Here is a 16,553-nt window from a genome sequence, read left to right as displayed (position 1 = left end):
TGTGAATCAAATTTTCTTTTCTATCTGATAGTTATTCCGTTCCGGTGCATTGCGCGAGATGAGTTCGCCAAGGAATCCGGCTAAGAATAATTGCGTACCTATAATCATTGCCGTAAGTGACAAATAGAAATAGGGAGAGTCGGTCACCAGTCGGTAAGGGAGACCGTTGGACATGGCGTATAGTTTACTGGCGCCTACAATGATGACAGAAATCATACCGATCAGGAACATCAATGATCCCAGCAGTCCGAAGAAATGCATCGGTTTAACTCCGAATTTGGAAAGGAACCACAGGGAAATCAAATCCAGATATCCGTTTACAAAACGGTTCAGTCCGAATTTGGTTGTACCATATTTGCGAGCCTGGTGTTGAACCACCTTTTCACCGATTTTCTTGAATCCGGCGTTCTTTGCCAAATAAGGTATATAACGATGCATCTCACCGTACACTTCGATATGTTTTACGACCTCTTTGCGATAGGCTTTCAATCCGCAGTTGAAGTCGTGCAGGTTTTTGATGCCTGATACTTTGCGGGCAGTAGCATTAAACAACTTGGTGGGCAGTGTCTTTGAAATTGGATCATATCTCTTTTGCTTCCAGCCGGATACCAGGTCGTAGCCATCCTTTGTAATCATCCGGTAAAGTTCGGGGATTTCGTCCGGGCTATCTTGCAGGTCCGCATCCATCGTTATGACTACGTTTCCTTCCGCTTCAGCGAATCCGCAATAGAGTGCAGGTGATTTACCGTAGTTACGGCGGAATTTGATACCTTTTACATGTTCCGATTGAGCTTTAAGCTTTTCGATCACTTCCCATGAATGGTCGCTACTTCCATCGTTAACGAAAATCACTTCGAATGAGAATCCGTTGGCTTGCATTACCCGTTCTATCCAAGCATAGAGTTCGGGTAGTGACTCTTCTTCATTGAATAATGGGATTACAACTGATATATCCATTTTTTTATTACTAATTACTTACGAATTACAAATTACGATTGAGCCACTCCGTCATTTTCCGGTTTGGCCTTTTTCATTACCATCAATGCGGTGGGAATGGCCAGGATACTTCCCCAAAATACATCCCATGACAATAGTTGCATGGTGATATTGATGGAAGTAAGTGAACGGGCGGTATCTATCGTTTCTTTTATAACTTCTTTGTTTTCTATCAGAGCCGGGGTGTTGGTCATCAGTTCGTCCCACAACTGGATGTAAGAGTTGATGATAAATCCATGATCGATGAATTGGAAATAGGCGTAGTGGGCCACAGCTACCAGCAGAGAAGCAAACATATACATAAATATGGTAAAGAGCATGGCATGCGAAAATTGGATACTTCCCCCGCAAATCTTATCCCGGTACATTTTCGCATAGTGATATCCGATGAAAGGTACGGATAATGTCAGGATTACAAATAAAAGCGAAAGGAAAGGTATGTGGAATCCCAGCGGAAATAATATGAACTTCAATATCCAGTAGATTCCCATATACGTGCCAAAATGCATGGCATATTTTTGTAAATAGCTTCTGTTCTCTGTCATCTTCATTTATAAATTGCGCACAAAGGTACAAATAATATCGGTTGGTAGGGGAAATCTGGTTGTTAAAGTTAATAAAGCAGAGGAAGTTGCTGTCTGAATATTTTTTTGCAATTTTAATTGCCTGAAATGTAGCCTGTTAGTCTTTTGTTAGTAAAAAAGTTGTCTGCAGCTATTGCAGAATACATAAAAATGTCTACCTTTGCAACCGCAAAACGGGTAAGTCCTATACGGCCAGCTCCCTTCGAATCCTCCAGGGCTTGATCGCAGCAAAGGTAGTTGGTTGTAGCGGCGCGATATAGTAAGCTTACCCACCCGCCTCTTTAGCTCAGTTGGCCAGAGCACGTGATTTGTAATCTCGGGGTCGTTGGTTCGAATCCGACAAGAGGCTCAAAAGAAGGATATAATCAATCCGGATAGAAAAGCATTCAGGTAGTTGCCTGGATGCTTTTTCTTTATATCTACAGTTTCTTTTTGATTCATCATTGTTATTCATTCTTGTATATTATGCTCTGGATAGGATCTGAGTAAAAGCATCACATTGGATAAATGGCGTTGCAATATTCCATGAAGTTGCTTGATGATATTTATATTCCCGGAGAGAAAAACGATGAATTGTAGTTGAGAGGCAATTTCGGGTCAGTTCGTTTGTTTGCGTTCTTTACTTTCGATGTTATTTTGCATTAGATAAATGCCTAATGCTTTCTGAACAAATGTAGCCTTATTAATTCAATTCGCAAAATATTGGAGATATTTATTGATGCTTAGTGAAGCAAGTTTTCTTACGATGCAAAAAGATTTAGTGAATGGTTAATATGTAAAAATCCCCGGATAATCTAATTGTCCGGGGATGAATTATTCAAGTAAGAGAATATTGATTTATTTAATTCTCTTATATCCGTATACAGCCAAATCGCCCAATTCCTCTTCGATGCGGAGTAACTGATTGTATTTAGCCATACGGTCTGAGCGGCTTAAAGAACCTGTCTTGATCTGTCCGCTGTTAGTAGCTACTGCGATATCGGCGATAGTAGCATCTTCTGTTTCACCCGAACGGTGAGAAGTAACAGTAGTGTATCCATGACGGTGAGCCATTTCGATAGCGTTCAGTGTTTCTGTCAGCGAACCGATTTGGTTTACTTTAATCAGGATAGAGTTGGCACAGCCTTTTTCGATCCCCATTGCAAGGAAATCTACGTTGGTTACGAACAAGTCGTCACCTACCAGCTGGCAACGGTTGCCGATGCGTTCGGTCAGCTTTTTCCAGCCTTCCCAGTCGTTTTCGTTCATACCGTCTTCGATAGAGTCGATAGGGAATTTGTTGATTAGTTCTTCCAGGTAGTCAACTTGTTCTGCGGAAGTACGTTTTTTACCTTTTTCACCTTCAAACTTGGTATAATCGTAAATACCATCGTGGTAGAATTCGGAAGAAGCACAGTCCATACCGATCATAACGTCTTTGCCCGGTTTGTATCCAGCAGCTTTGATAGCGGCTAGAATAGAGTTCAAAGCATCTTCCGTACCCTCGAGGTTAGGTGCGAAACCACCTTCATCACCTACAGCAGTGCTAAGGCCACGGTCTTTCAAAACTTTCTTTAAAGCGTGGAATACTTCAGCACCCATGCGCAGACCTTCTCTGAAAGAAGGAGCACCTACGGGACGGATCATAAATTCCTGGAATGCGATCGGAGCATCGCTATGTGAACCACCGTTGATGATGTTCATCATCGGTACAGGCATCACATACGTATTTGTTCCACCGATATAGCGGTATAGAGGAAGATCCAGATAGTTGGCAGCAGCTTTAGCTACGGCAAGAGATACGCCGAGAATAGCGTTAGCACCTAAATTCGATTTAGTCTTAGTGCCGTCCAATGCCAGCATTGTGTAGTCGATACCTCTCTGATTGAGTGAAGACATACCAATCAGTTTCGGAGCGATGATTTTATTTACATTATCAACCGCTTTTTGTACTCCTTTTCCACCATAGCGCTGTTTGTCACCATCGCGAAGCTCCAATGCTTCGTGTTCACCTGTGGAAGCGCCTGACGGTACAGATGCACGTCCCATAATGCCGGATTCCAATACTACGTCAACTTCTACTGTGGGGTTACCTCTTGAATCGAGAATTTCTCGAGCTACAATTTTTTCAATTTTCATCGTTTCTATTGTTTTTGAATAAGATTTCTGCAAAAGTACGGACTTGACGGGGAGTGAGAAATCACTATAAATAGGTATTCTTTTTATGTCTATTCCCTATATGTCGTTAGTCCGACCTTATACTATAACAACGGGACGATGCTTTTTGTTTGAGTGCGGCGGGGTGAATTTGCAGGATTTTAATCTTCGATAATAACCCCTAACAGTGGAAGCAAATCCATTGCTTGCAGGGAAGTGATGACAGCCCCTTTCAGATCGCTGATGTTAAGCGTGATTCCGCTGATACGGGAAGTGCGCAAATCTATTCCGCGAAGCGGAGCGTGTGAAAAATCGGCTTCTACGAGATCGCAACTCTCAAATGCGACGGATGAAAAACGGCAGTCGTTCAGACTTCCGTTGCGGAGCTGGCTGTGTGCAAAACGTACCTGGTTCATTTTACTCATAGCCAGATTGATATAACCTGCGTTGCAGTCATGCAGCAAGACGTGATTCATCGTTGTTTCCGACAAATTGGTCCCCAATAGTTTGCAGGAAATGAATTCTACCCGGTAGAGCGAACTTTCAGCGAAAGAAATGTTGGATAAGTCGCAGTTCTCAAACCTGACATCGGTCAGCTGGGAAGAACGGAATTTACATTCGCTGAATGTCTGATGCTGAAAGGTGCAGTTTTTGAAACTTTTATAAGATTTGTCGATGCCTTCTTCTTTTCCTTTGCAGAATAAAAGATGAGAGACGGTTTCTTCTCTGTCGAGCCATTCCTGTAGGGTAGTAGTACTGACTTCCTGTTCTTCCATCATGGGAGGAACAACGCGGACGGGTTTGGTTGGGCTTCTTTTAATCATGGCGTAAAGGTAGGATTTATATTCGAATTATTAAATCTGTTTTCCCACATATCCGCCGGCTAACGTTGCGGCTAATCCTATTCCTATACTTAATAATGTATATAGAACAAATGCTCCGTAAAATTCTCCTTTCAGCAGACCTACGCCGTCACTGGAGAAAGTAGAGAACGTTGTGAAACCTCCACATAAACCCGTTGTCAGAAACAAACGGAACTCGAACGGAAGGTGGAATCGCTCTGAAAGGGCATAGAACAGGCCGATGAGAAAACTGCCGAGAAGATTGACCGTGAAAGTGGCCCATGGAAAATGATAAGGGACGATTCGTTCGTGCATTAACAACTGGATGAAATAACGCAGTGCACTACCGGTTCCTCCACCGATAAAGATATAGATAACTTCTTTACTCATTTGATTGAAAGATTGATATTATTTGTAGGCGGCTTCAAAATCTTTTTCGAATAGCTGGAAGCCTCCGGGATAAACAAGATTGATTTGTTCTGAAACGGTTGACGGATCATTTTTGTTTTGCAGAACGGATATGAACTTTTTGAATATCTCGCGGGGAACGCTCTCTATCCAGAAGGTGACAAGCGCATGCGAAAGGATATAAGAGTATTGCTCGTCCGTCATTTGCTGTTTCATAAATTTGCCCTGGCTGCTATTTAAAAATGTAGGAAGGTTTACTTCTCCCAGCATATACATCGTCCGAACTCTCCCTTGTTCGTATTCGGTAAATGTGTGGCGGACTGCTTTTTTGTGAATGGTGCAATGTTCGAAGTACTCCGACAGTCCTTCGTTAAGCCAGCTTGGAGGACGCTTGCCGAGAATCTGCGAAACGAAATGATGACTCAGTTCGTGATAGATAATGGCAAGACTTCTCTCCCGTCCATTCTCCCGTCCTAAGATGACTGCCTTTTGTAGCTTAGGTGAGTATGCACCACTTGCCTTGATAGGCAGAGACACATTGATACTTTCTAAGTAATCGATTGCTTCTCTTCTATTTTCAAATACATATAGTTGGAGGCTCAGCGTATCGGGCAGTCCGAATTGTGAATAGAAATCAACCTCATGTTGAAGAAACTGTTCTATCTTCTTCCGGTCTTTGTCGGGAAGCGGGTCACCGCCATATTCCACTTTTACGGTTTGGGCATGAAGCAAACCGCAGAAAAAGAAGACCGGGAAGAAAAGTAAAAATATGCGCATGATACATCTATTATTTCAGGTTGTGTAGCTTCATATATTTCTTTTTATCACGTTTACTCATGTCCTGCATGATAAGGTCATGGTCGGTCACAGCCTGATAGATGGTTTTCTCTTCCGGTTTCACATCTCCTTCAGTTGTGCGGAATACAGGAATAAAGTGGGAGTAAGGGTATCCGGATGATAATCCTCCTTTGAACTTATTTTCATCCAGAAAAAAGAAGGAGATGGCAGCACCTGTGGGGCCTGCCTTTCCTATGGCTTGTCCAACTTGTACTTCTTCGCCCGGTTCGATAAAATTCTCGTTCATCACCAGATAGGCTGCAAAAGTCTGATCGGGATGATAGATGAGCAGCTGTTGCGGATTGGTGGTTTTACAGGCTATTCCGCTGCGGGTGGCGTAGATTGTATCACCTTGTTTGATGTGAAAATTCAAGGTCTTGAATGGTTCACGCGGATCGGTTTTCCAGGCTGTCTTTTGATTGTTTTTTACGGGTAAAGCATAAGGAGTCTGAATATTGAAATCTTTAGGAAACTTGCCCCGGTAGAACGTATAAGAAGAGGCACTTTTAAACGGATTGTCTACCTGTGCGTTCTTTTCTATTTTAAATATAGTGTTTTTTCCGTTACTTAAATTGTAGGAACGGTCGTTGGCACGATACAGATAATAGTCGCAATAGTCTTCATTGTAGTAATTGAGTTCGGTAGCTCCCTGAGCATCTTTTTCCCATTTTGACTCGATGATACCGTATGGACGTTCCAGCAGTTTACGTAAAGACTGCGCGGAAGTGTAGCTGGCGGACAATGTGAAAATCAATAGAGCGATCAATTTAAGGTGCTGTGCCATATTCTAAATAGTAAAGTGTTTATTGATATAGTTGGGATAATACGTTGCAAATATAGAAAGATTATGTAATATGCGTCTTTAATCCTTTTAAATTCTTCACCATAGACACTATATTTTTTCTAGCTTCTGGATTTGTTATCTGCTTTATATTTAAATGTTTATCCCGTTTTAACTTCTATATCCTTCTATATTTTCTTTATAAAGAAAAACACCTCTATTGTTTCCTGTCTATCTTTGCCATACGATTATTAACTAACTCATTTATATCATGAAGAACATGAAAATAGGAACTGCAATATGGGTCTGCCTGTTGCTCTCTTTTTTCTTCGGCACATCAGCAAAGGCCGAAAGTATCACTTCTCCAGACGGACAATTAAAACTTAATTTCTCTGTCAACATGCAAGGAGAACCGGTGTATGAACTCTCTTATAAAGGAAAAGAGGTGATTAAACCTTCGAAACTGGGACTGGAATTGAAAAATGATCCCGGACTGATGAATGGATTCACTCTGGCCGATATTAAAACTTCTGCTTTTGATGAAACATGGGAACCAGTGTGGGGAGAGGTGAAATCGATCCGCAACCATTATAATGAAATGGCTGTTACCCTGAATCAAAAGGCGCAAGATCGTAATCTGATTATTTGTTTTCGTCTTTATAATGATGGCTTGGGGTTCCGCTATGAGTTCCCGCAGCAAAAGAATCTGAATTACTTCGTTATAAAAGAAGAACATTCGCAGTTTGCTATGGCCGGCGATCATACGGCATTCTGGATTCCAGGCGATTATGATACGCAGGAATATGACTATACCGAATCCAAGCTTTCAGAGATTCGCGGATTGTTGCAAGGGGCAATTACTCCAAATGCTTCTCAAACTCCTTTTTCACCAACAGGTGTGCAGACATCTTTGCAAATGAAGACAGCCGACGGGTTGTATATCAATCTGCATGAAGCGGCTTTGGTTGATTATTCTTGTATGCATCTGAACCTTGACGATCAGAACCTGATTTTTGAATCATGGCTGACTCCTGATGCAAAAGGGGATAAAGGTTATATGCAAACGCCTTGCCGTTCACCCTGGCGCACGGTGATTGTCAGTGATGATGCTCGTGATATTCTGGCTTCCAAATTGACTTTGAACTTGAATGAACCTTGTGCCTACGAAGATGTTTCCTGGATTAAGCCGGTGAAATACATCGGTGTGTGGTGGGAAATGATTACCGGAAAAAGTTCCTGGTCGTACACGGATGATGTTTATTCTGTGAAACTGGGACAGACGGATTATTCCAAAACAAAACCGAGCGGACGTCATGCGGCCAATAATGACAAAGTGAAGCGTTACATTGACTTTGCTTCGGAACATGGATTCGACCAGATATTGGTGGAAGGCTGGAATGAAGGCTGGGAAGACTGGTTCGGAAATTCGAAGGATTATGTCTTTGATTTCGTAACTCCGTATCCTGATTTTGACGTGAAGATGCTCAATGCGTATGCAAAGGAAAAAGGAGTGAAGCTGATGATGCATCACGAGACTTCCGCTTCTGTACGTAACTACGAGCGTCATCTTGATAAGGCCTATCAGTTTATGATAGATAACGGATACAATGCTGTGAAGAGCGGGTATGTAGGTAATATTATTCCGCGTGGAGAACATCATTACGGACAGTGGATGAACAATCATTATTTATATGCGGTGGAAAAAGCGGCCGAATATAAGATCTGTGTAAATGCTCACGAAGCAACCCGTCCGACAGGATTATGTCGCACATATCCGAATCTGCTCGGTAATGAATCGGCTCGTGGCACGGAATATGAAGCCTTTGCAGGGAATAAGCCGTTCCATACCACCTTGCTTCCTTTCACCCGTCAGATTGGTGGACCGATGGATTATACACCGGGTATCTTTGATACAAAACTTTCTTTCCTGTCAGGCGACCACAGTTTTGTACGTACAACTTTGGCAAAACAGTTGGCACTTTATGTAACGATGTACAGTCCTTTGCAAATGGCAGCCGACCTTCCGGAGAGTTACGAACGTCACATGGATGCATTTCAATTTATCAAGGATGTAGCCGTTGATTGGGATGACAGCAAGTATCTGGAAGCGGAACCGGGAGATTATATTACCGTAGCACGTAAGGCAAAAGGTACTGATAACTGGTTTGTAGGTGGTATCACCGATGAGAATCCCCGTACTTCTGCTTTTACACTTGATTTTCTCGAACCGGGAAAACAATATGTAGCTACTCTTTATGCTGACGGAAAGGAGGCGGATTTTGAAAAGAATCCTACTTCTTACCAGATAAAAAAAGGACTTGTTACAAACAAGAATAAGATGTCTGTGAAGCTGGCACGTAGCGGAGGATTTGCAGTAAGTTTGATTGAAGCAACTCCCGCTGACTTGAAAACGATCAAGAAATGGAAATAAGATTCCGGTAAAAAGATTGTTTCCGGATTCCCCGCTTTTTAATAAATATTAGTTGTGCTTCGCAAAGAAAACTAAAACTTTGCGGAGCGCTTTTTTTATAGGACGAATTCTTTTTTGTACTTTTGCGCCATCTTTTTTAAAACATCATCAATAAAGAGAACAACATGGGAGGTTTTTTCGGAACAGTCTCGAAAACTAGCTGCGTGACTGATTTATTCTACGGCACAGATTATAACTCACATCTGGGTACCAAGCGAGGAGGACTCGCAACATATAGTGAGGAAAAAGGTTTTATACGCTCCATTCACAATTTGGAAAGTACTTATTTCCGAACCAAGTTTGAAGGAGAACTGGACAAATTCAAAGGAAACGCCGGCATCGGCATCATTAGCGACACAGACGCACAACCTATCATCATCAATTCTCACCTCGGGCGCTTCGCCATTGTCACAGTCGCTAAAATAGTCAATATCCAGGAATTGGAAGAAGAACTTCTCAGTCAAAACATGCACTTCGCCGAACTTAGTTCGAGCAACACCAACCAGACGGAACTTATCGCATTACTTATTATACAAGGCAGAACTTTTGTGGAAGGTATCGAACATGTGTTTAAGCACATTAAGGGTTCTTGTTCGATGTTGCTTCTGACGGAAGATGGTAGTATCATCGCTGCCCGTGACCGATGGGGACGTACTCCGGTGGTGATTGGAAGGAAAGACGGTGCTTATGCTGCAACGAGCGAATCGTCCAGTTTTCCGAATCTGGATTATGAGATTGAGAGATATTTAGGTCCCGGTGAGATTGTCCGTATGTATGACGATCATGTTGACCAGCTTCGCAAGCCCAATGAGGATATGCAGATTTGCTCGTTTTTGTGGGTGTACTACGGTTTCCCGACTTCTTGTTATGAAGGAAAGAATGTAGAGGAAGTGCGTTTCACCAGCGGATTGAAAATGGGACAGACAGATGAATCGGAAGTGGATTGTGCTTGCGGTATTCCTGATTCGGGAGTGGGTATGGCTTTAGGATATGCCGAAGGAAAGGGGGTTCCTTACCATCGTGCTATTTCAAAATATACACCGACATGGCCTCGTAGCTTCACTCCGAGCAATCAGGAGATGCGTTCGCTTGTTGCTAAGATGAAGTTGATTCCCAACCGTGCCATGCTGCAAAATAAACGTTTGTTGTTCTGTGACGATTCAATCGTGCGGGGAACTCAATTACGTGACAATGTGAAGATTCTGTATGATTACGGAGCAAAGGAGGTGCACATGCGTATCGCTTGTCCGCCATTGATTTATGCTTGTCCGTTTGTTGGTTTTTCGGCTTCTAAAAATGCATTGGAGTTGATTACCCGTCGTATTATCAAGGAACTGGAAGGGGATGAGAATAAGAACCTGGAGAAATATGCTACTACTGGTTCTCCGGAATACGATAAGATGGTTAGTATTATTGCAGAGCGTTTCGGTCTCAGTTCATTGAAGTTTAATACACTGGAAACGCTGATTGAGGCTATCGGATTACCTAAATGCAAGGTTTGTACACATTGCTTTGATGGTAGCAGCCATTTTTAAAGTAGTCAAATAGGATATTTAAGTATCCGGATAAAAGTATACAATAAAAAGAGCCGTGAATTGCTTTGTAATTCACGGCTCTTTTTTTACCTTTACGGCACTATAAACTATCAATTTGTAAATTGTAATTAGTAACTTGTAATTAAAACAATATGACTTTAGTAGACAGATTTTTAAAGTATGTAAGCTTCGATACACAATCTGATGAATCGACAGGGCTTACTCCAAGTACTCCGAAGCAGATGATTTTTGCTGAATACTTGAAAAAAGAGTTGGAATCTTTGGGATTGGAAGATATTACTTTGGATGAGCATGGCTATCTTTTTGCTACACTTCCTGCCAATATAGATAAAGAAGTACCCACTATCGGATTTATTGCCCACATGGATACAAGTCCTGATATGACAGGTAAAGATGTCACTCCGCGGATTGTGGAAAAATATGATGGCTCGGATATTGTACTTTGTGCTGAAGAGAATGTGATTCTTTCTCCGTCGCAATTCCCGGAATTGCTGGATCATAAGGGGGAAGACTTGATTGTAACCAACGGAAAAACGTTGCTCGGTGCCGACGACAAAGCGGGTATTGCGGAAATTATATCTGCGGTGGTTTATCTGAAGGAACATCCTGAAATCAAGCACGGTAAAATCCGTATCGGTTTCAATCCTGACGAAGAAATCGGTGAAGGTGCTCATAAATTCGATGTAGAGAAATTCGGTTGCGAATGGGGATATACGATGGATGGAGGTGAAGTAGGGGAGTTGGAGTTTGAGAACTTTAATGCTGCTGCCGCAAAAATAATCTTTAAAGGACGTAATGTGCATCCGGGATATGCCAAGGATAAGATGATTAACTCTATCTATCTTGCCAATCAGTTTATTACGATGCTTCCCTCACAGGAAAGACCGGAACATACGACCGGCTATGAAGGATTCTATCATTTGATCGGTATTCAGGGGGATGTGGAGCAAAGCACTGTGTCTTATATCATCCGCGATCATGACCGTGCAAAATTTGAGAACCGTAAAAAAGAGATAGAACGTCTGGTAGCTCAAATGAACGCTGAATATGGAGCTGGTACTGCGACACTCGAACTGCGCGACCAGTATTATAATATGCGTGAGAAAATAGAACCGGTAATGCACATCATCGATACTGCTTTTGCAGCTATGGAAGCCGTGGGTGTGAAACCGAATGTAAAACCGATTCGTGGAGGTACGGATGGTGCGCAGCTTTCTTTTAAGGGATTGCCTTGTCCGAATATCTTTGCCGGTGGTCTGAATTTCCACGGTCGTTACGAATTTGTGCCTATCCAGAATATGGAGAAAGCAATGAAAGTGATCGTAAAAATAGCAGAACTGGTGGCTTCCAAATAAAAAGACGGTAAGCTCCGGTAATACTTAATACCTGATACTTAAAACTTAATACTTTAAAATAATGAAAACCACTCCGTTTACAGAGAAACATATAGCACTTGGTGCTAAAATGCACGAGTTTGCAGGTTATAATATGCCTATTGAATACTCCGGTATCATTGATGAACACATAACTGTTTGTCAAGGTGTCGGTGTATTTGATGTATCGCACATGGGAGAATTTTGGGTGAAAGGACCGCAAGCGTTGGCCTTTCTGCAGAAAATAACATCTAACAATGTGGCGGCACTGGCTCCGGGTAAAATACAATATACTTGTTTTCCGAATGAGGATGGGGGGATTGTAGATGATTTGCTGGTTTATCAGTATGAACCGGAAAAATACATGTTGGTGGTGAATGCTTCCAATATGGAAAAAGACTGGAACTGGTGTGTTTCTCACAATACGGAGGGAGCCGAGTTGGAAAATTCGTCGGATAACATAGCTCAACTTGCTATACAGGGTCCGAAGGCTATTTCGGTTCTGCAAAAGTTGACGGATATTGATCTTGCTACTATTCCTTATTATACATTTAAGGTTGGAACGTTTGCAAGTGAAGAGAATGTGATTATCTCCAATACGGGTTATACCGGTGCGGGAGGTTTTGAGCTTTATTTCTATCCGTCTGCGGCTGATTCTATATGGAAGGCTATTTTTGAAGCTGGTGAAGAGTATGGCATTAAACCTATCGGTTTGGGTGCCCGTGATACGCTCCGGTTGGAAATGGGCTTCTGTCTGTATGGCAATGATCTGGATGATACGACTTCTCCGATAGAAGCCGGATTGGGATGGATCACTAAGTTTGTGGAGGGCAAGGATTTTGTCAACCGTCCGATGCTGGAAAAACAGAAAGCGGAAGGTGTTACCCGTAAACTGGTTGGCTTTGAAATGGTTGATCGCGGAATTCCCCGTCATGGCTATGAACTGGTGAATGATGAAGGCGAGAAAGTGGGAGTGGTGACCTCCGGTACGATGTCGCCTACCCGTAAGATTGGTATCGGTATGGGATATGTGAAACCGGAATATAGTAAGGTGGGTACGGAAATCTGTATCGATATGCGTGGTCGGAAATTGAAAGCTGTGGTAGTGAAACCGCCTTTTAGAAAGTAAAAAATAAGCTTGTTATTGTGTATAGCCCCGGATAAGTTACGACTCTATCCGGGGCTAACTTATTTTATGATGGTTATTGCAAAACATATCCGTAAATATGTTGTTTATCCCATAGAAATAATATAATTTTGTCATCAAATACGATAAAATAATGTCTCAATTACCTACTCTTATAGCTGACCTCGCACTTATATTGATTTGTGCCGGTGTTATGACTTTGTTGTTTAAGAAGTTGAAACAACCTCTGGTCTTGGGATATGTAGTTGCCGGATTTCTGGCAAGTCCGCATATGCCGTATACTCCTTCAGTGATGGATACTGCCAATATTAAGACTTGGGCGGATATTGGTGTTATTTTCTTGCTGTTTGCTCTTGGTTTGGAATTTAGTTTTAAGAAGATTGTCAAGGTGGGTGGTTCTGCCATCATTGCTGCCTGTACCATCATCTTTTGTATGATTTTGTTGGGAATAGGAGTCGGCATGGGTTTCGGCTGGCACAGGATGGACAGTCTGTTCTTGGGCGGTATGATTGCGATGTCGTCTACTACTATTATTTATAAAGCTTTTGATGATTTAGGATTAAGGAAGAAGCAGTTCACCGGACTTGTGTTGAGTATCTTGATTTTGGAAGATATTTTGGCTATTGTATTAATGGTGATGCTTTCCACTATGGCGGTAAGCCAACATTTTGAAGGTACCGAGATGTTGGAGAGTATCGGGAAATTATTGTTTTTCCTTATTCTGTGGTTTGTTGTCGGTATCTATCTGATTCCTGAATTCTTGAAACGCTGCCGGAAATTGATGGGAGAGGAGACTCTGCTTATTGTGTCGTTGGCACTTTGTTTCGGTATGGTAGTGATGGCGGCTCATACAGGATTTTCTGCTGCATTTGGTGCATTTATAATGGGATCTATTCTGGCGGAAACAATCGAAGCGGAATCCATAGACCGGCTGGTGAAACCGGTAAAGGATCTTTTTGGAGCTATCTTTTTCGTATCGGTCGGTATGATGGTGGATCCTGCAATGATTGTAGAATATGCCGTACCTATTATAGTTATTACTTTGGCTGTTATCTTGGGACAGGCCGTTTTTGGTACATTCGGTGTTATTCTCTCCGGAAAGCCTTTAAAGACGGCTATGCAATGCGGCTTTAGTTTAACGCAGATCGGCGAATTTGCGTTTATTATTGCTTCTTTGGGAGTCTCTTTGCATGTAACGAGTAATTTTCTGTATCCGATAGTGGTAGCGGTTTCTGTGATTACTACTTTCCTGACTCCTTATATGATTCGTTTTGCCGAGCCGGCTTCTACTTTTGTGGATGCTCATCTTCCGGAATCATGGAAAAAAATAATGATGCGTTATTCTTCCGGTTCGCAAACAGCTCTGAATCACGAGAATTTGTGGAAGAAGCTAATCTTGTCAATGGTACGTATAACAGTTGTTTATTCAATTGTCAGTATGTCGATTATTGCACTTTCTTTTCGTTTTGTTGTGCCATTCTTTAAAGAGAATCTGCCTCATTTCTGGGCATCGTTGTTGGGAGCGGTATTTATGATTCTGTGTATTGCTCCTTTCTTGCGTGCCATTATGGTGAAGAAAAATCATTCGGTTGAGTTTATGACCTTATGGCATGATAGCCGTGCCAACCGCGCGCCGCTGGTATCGACAATCGTGATTCGTATTATGATAGCGGCACTTTTTGTCATCTTTGTTATTTCCGGATTATTTAAGGCGTCTATCGGATTGATTATTGGAGTGGCTGTACTTATTGTATTGTTGATGGTATGGTCTCGCCGTTTGAAAAAGCAATCGATATTGATTGAACGTCGTTTTTTCCAGAATCTCCGTTCCAGAGATGTACGTGCAGAGTATCTGGGAGAGAAAAAGCCGGAGTATGCCGGTCGTTTGTTGTCGCATGATTTGCATCTTGCCGATATGGAAATTCCGGGTGAATCCAGTTGGGCGGGAAAGACATTGATGGAGCTGAACTTGGGGAAGAAGTTTGGAGTTCATGTTGCTTCTATTCTTCGTGGAAAGAGGAGGATTAATATCCCCGGTGGTTCTGTTCGTCTGTTTCCAATGGATAAGATACAGGTGATAGGGACGGATGAACAATTAAGTGTGTTTAATGAGGCGATGCAAAACGGAGCGAAGATAGACTGGGAAGTTTATGAAAAGAGCGAGATGGCTTTGAAGCAGTTTATCATTGACAGTGATTCTGTTTTTCTGGGTAAAACGATTCGTGAATCGGGTATCCGCGACAAATATCATTGTATGATAGCCGGTGTTGAAAGTGAAGACGGTACACTGATGGTTCCTGATGTAAATGTTCCGCTCGAAGAAGGCGATGTTGTTTGGGTGGTAGGCGAAAAAGAGGATGTGTACCAATTAGTCGATCAAAAAAACGAAAAAGTACAAGCCGGATAAGGATGGAATACTTATTTTTGCAACGATAAAAACTTAAAATAATAATATCATGAAGAGTGATCCGAAAGAATGTCTGTATTGCCAGAACAATGAAACGCTGCATAATCTGATGATTGAGATTGCGCAATTGAGTGTGTCACGTGTGTTTTTGTTTAAGGAACAAACTTACCGTGGACGTTGTCTTGTTTCTTATAAAGACCATGTGAACGATTTGAATGAATTGAGTGATGAAGACCGTAATGCTTTTATGGCAGATGTAGCGCGTGTCACTCGTGCCATGCAAAAAGCTTTCCAGCCGGAAAAGATTAATTATGGTGCTTACTCGGATAAATTGTCTCATTTGCATTTTCATTTAGCACCTAAATATGTGGATGGACCTGATTATGGAGGTATATTCCAGATGAACCCGGGAAAGGTTTATCTAACTGACGCAGAATATCAGGAACTGATTGATGCTGTTAAAGCAAATCTGTAAAAAGAAAGGGTGAACTGCAACTCTATAAGTGGTAAGCTATACAAATCGTAAACAATGAACGGTGAACAATCCTGTGGATATAACGCAGTCTGTTCACCGTTCATTGTTTACGATTCATCGTTTTTCTATTTATCCTATTCTTCAAAATCGAAATCAAAGTCAAAATCATCCATAAACTCTGGAGTTGTAAATTCTTCCAGTTCCCGGCGATCTTTCTTGGTCGGACGTCCGGTTCCACGTGCCCGGTCTATGAATCCGCTGATTTTGCTCATTTCAAGTAATTCATATTGATCGGGAGTCGTTACATTTTCCATCATTTCCGATACCAGTTTAGCTCCTACACGTTTCTCAATCGGTTGTAATACCTTGAATGAGTATGTGATAGGTGGTTTCTTCACTTGAATAACATCACCCGGTTTTATCATACGGGCAGCTTTGACCAGCGAACCGTTAATGGTAATACGTCCTTTCTTGCAGGCTTCTGCCGCAATCGTACGTGTCTTGAAGATGCGGACAGCCCACATCCATTTATCTATTCTTG

General features: G+C 42.0%; 14 protein-coding genes, 1 tRNA gene and 1 pseudogene. 7 read left to right on the top strand and 9 right to left on the bottom strand.

The window, feature by feature from the left end; genetic code table 11:
• Positions 1–6 precede the first annotated feature (6 nt).
• Both ACT8YW_RS09075 and ACT8YW_RS09070 read right to left on the bottom strand, forming a co-directional pair.
• Positions 7–957 carry a glycosyltransferase family 2 protein gene (locus ACT8YW_RS09075; protein ID WP_444104686.1) on the bottom strand — a complete coding sequence of 317 codons (951 nt, stop codon included), beginning with the start codon at positions 955–957 and terminating at the stop codon, positions 7–9.
• Positions 958–989: 32 nt separating this feature from the next.
• A complete protein-coding gene (locus ACT8YW_RS09070; protein WP_032853840.1) occupies positions 990–1,547 on the bottom strand; it encodes a DUF4199 domain-containing protein in 558 nt (185 codons plus the stop codon).
• Between the two features lie 308 nt (positions 1,548–1,855).
• On the opposite strand from ACT8YW_RS09070, the gene ACT8YW_RS09065 reads away from it, so the two are divergent.
• A tRNA-Thr gene (locus ACT8YW_RS09065) sits at positions 1,856–1,929 on the top strand.
• 101 nt (positions 1,930–2,030) lie between these two features.
• On the opposite strand, the pseudogene ACT8YW_RS09060 reads toward ACT8YW_RS09065, so the two are convergent.
• The 6 genes and pseudogenes from ACT8YW_RS09060 to ACT8YW_RS09035 form a co-directional block, all read right to left on the bottom strand.
• Positions 2,031–2,249: pseudogene (locus ACT8YW_RS09060) on the bottom strand (hypothetical protein); the annotation flags it as partial.
• Between the two features lie 168 nt (positions 2,250–2,417).
• Positions 2,418–3,698: a phosphopyruvate hydratase gene (gene eno, locus ACT8YW_RS09055; RefSeq protein WP_444104685.1), complete on the bottom strand. Its 1,281-nt coding sequence runs from the start codon at positions 3,696–3,698 to the stop codon at positions 2,418–2,420.
• 179 nt (positions 3,699–3,877) lie between these two features.
• The gene (locus ACT8YW_RS09050) at positions 3,878–4,540 is read right to left on the bottom strand and encodes a pentapeptide repeat-containing protein (protein WP_444104684.1); all 663 of its coding nucleotides are present in this window, start codon (positions 4,538–4,540) and stop codon (positions 3,878–3,880) included.
• Positions 4,541–4,570: 30 nt separating this feature from the next.
• The gene (gene crcB, locus ACT8YW_RS09045; RefSeq protein ID WP_004302048.1) at positions 4,571–4,948 is read right to left on the bottom strand and encodes a fluoride efflux transporter CrcB; all 378 of its coding nucleotides are present in this window, start codon (positions 4,946–4,948) and stop codon (positions 4,571–4,573) included.
• Positions 4,949–4,966: 18 nt separating this feature from the next.
• Positions 4,967–5,743 (bottom strand): hypothetical protein, encoded by a 777-nt coding sequence (locus ACT8YW_RS09040; protein WP_444104683.1) that lies wholly within the window; start codon positions 5,741–5,743, stop codon positions 4,967–4,969.
• Positions 5,744–5,753: 10 nt separating this feature from the next.
• The gene (locus ACT8YW_RS09035) at positions 5,754–6,587 is read right to left on the bottom strand and encodes a M23 family metallopeptidase (protein ID WP_074635639.1); all 834 of its coding nucleotides are present in this window, start codon (positions 6,585–6,587) and stop codon (positions 5,754–5,756) included.
• A gap of 268 nt (positions 6,588–6,855) precedes the next feature.
• Here ACT8YW_RS09035 and ACT8YW_RS09030 point away from each other — a divergent pair, with 268 nt between their 5' ends.
• The 6 genes from ACT8YW_RS09030 (at position 6,856) to ACT8YW_RS09005 (ending at position 16,012) form a co-directional block, all read left to right on the top strand.
• Complete coding sequence (locus ACT8YW_RS09030) at positions 6,856–9,015, top strand: glycoside hydrolase family 97 protein (protein ID WP_444104682.1); 2,160 nt, start codon at positions 6,856–6,858, stop codon at positions 9,013–9,015.
• A 164-nt stretch (positions 9,016–9,179) separates the two neighbouring features.
• Positions 9,180–10,589: an amidophosphoribosyltransferase gene (locus ACT8YW_RS09025; protein ID WP_444104681.1), complete on the top strand. Its 1,410-nt coding sequence runs from the start codon at positions 9,180–9,182 to the stop codon at positions 10,587–10,589.
• 152 nt (positions 10,590–10,741) lie between these two features.
• Positions 10,742–11,965, top strand: coding sequence for a peptidase T (gene pepT, locus ACT8YW_RS09020; RefSeq protein WP_444104680.1), 1,224 nt, complete (start codon positions 10,742–10,744; stop codon positions 11,963–11,965).
• Between the two features lie 61 nt (positions 11,966–12,026).
• Complete coding sequence (gene gcvT / locus ACT8YW_RS09015) at positions 12,027–13,112, top strand: glycine cleavage system aminomethyltransferase GcvT (RefSeq protein ID WP_004302054.1); 1,086 nt, start codon at positions 12,027–12,029, stop codon at positions 13,110–13,112.
• A 151-nt stretch (positions 13,113–13,263) separates the two neighbouring features.
• Positions 13,264–15,537: a cation:proton antiporter domain-containing protein gene (locus ACT8YW_RS09010; RefSeq protein ID WP_444104679.1), complete on the top strand. Its 2,274-nt coding sequence runs from the start codon at positions 13,264–13,266 to the stop codon at positions 15,535–15,537.
• A 49-nt stretch (positions 15,538–15,586) separates the two neighbouring features.
• Complete coding sequence (locus ACT8YW_RS09005) at positions 15,587–16,012, top strand: HIT family protein (RefSeq protein ID WP_004302057.1); 426 nt, start codon at positions 15,587–15,589, stop codon at positions 16,010–16,012.
• Positions 16,013–16,146: 134 nt separating this feature from the next.
• On the opposite strand, the gene ACT8YW_RS09000 is transcribed toward ACT8YW_RS09005, so the two are convergent.
• Positions 16,147–16,553: RNA-binding S4 domain-containing protein (locus ACT8YW_RS09000; RefSeq protein ID WP_444104678.1), on the bottom strand; the 407-nt coding region annotated here is incomplete at its 5' end.

This window comes from Bacteroides sp. (assembly GCF_052357945.1).
GTDB lineage: Bacteria > Bacteroidota > Bacteroidia > Bacteroidales > Bacteroidaceae > Bacteroides.
This window is presented reverse-complemented; position numbering and strand designations above follow the sequence as displayed.

What these genes read in the sequence shown, in the direction of transcription:
- crcB (WP_004302048.1), bottom strand. Translation starts at nt 4,948, where the DNA reads ATGAGTAAAGAAGTTATCTATATCTTTATCGGTGGAGGAACCGGTAGT.
- ACT8YW_RS09050 (WP_444104684.1), bottom strand. Translation starts at nt 4,540, where the DNA reads ATGATTAAAAGAAGCCCAACCAAACCCGTCCGCGTTGTTCCTCCCATG.
- ACT8YW_RS09005 (WP_004302057.1), top strand. Translation starts at nt 15,587, where the DNA reads ATGAAGAGTGATCCGAAAGAATGTCTGTATTGCCAGAACAATGAAACG.
- ACT8YW_RS09025 (WP_444104681.1), top strand. Translation starts at nt 9,180, where the DNA reads ATGGGAGGTTTTTTCGGAACAGTCTCGAAAACTAGCTGCGTGACTGAT.
- ACT8YW_RS09040 (WP_444104683.1), bottom strand. Translation starts at nt 5,743, where the DNA reads ATGCGCATATTTTTACTTTTCTTCCCGGTCTTCTTTTTCTGCGGTTTG.
- ACT8YW_RS09075 (WP_444104686.1), bottom strand. Translation starts at nt 957, where the DNA reads ATGGATATATCAGTTGTAATCCCATTATTCAATGAAGAAGAGTCACTA.
- ACT8YW_RS09010 (WP_444104679.1), top strand. Translation starts at nt 13,264, where the DNA reads ATGTCTCAATTACCTACTCTTATAGCTGACCTCGCACTTATATTGATT.
- ACT8YW_RS09035 (WP_074635639.1), bottom strand. Translation starts at nt 6,587, where the DNA reads ATGGCACAGCACCTTAAATTGATCGCTCTATTGATTTTCACATTGTCC.
- eno (WP_444104685.1), bottom strand. Translation starts at nt 3,698, where the DNA reads ATGAAAATTGAAAAAATTGTAGCTCGAGAAATTCTCGATTCAAGAGGT.
- ACT8YW_RS09070 (WP_032853840.1), bottom strand. Translation starts at nt 1,547, where the DNA reads ATGAAGATGACAGAGAACAGAAGCTATTTACAAAAATATGCCATGCAT.
- pepT (WP_444104680.1), top strand. Translation starts at nt 10,742, where the DNA reads ATGACTTTAGTAGACAGATTTTTAAAGTATGTAAGCTTCGATACACAA.
- ACT8YW_RS09030 (WP_444104682.1), top strand. Translation starts at nt 6,856, where the DNA reads ATGAAGAACATGAAAATAGGAACTGCAATATGGGTCTGCCTGTTGCTC.
- gcvT (WP_004302054.1), top strand. Translation starts at nt 12,027, where the DNA reads ATGAAAACCACTCCGTTTACAGAGAAACATATAGCACTTGGTGCTAAA.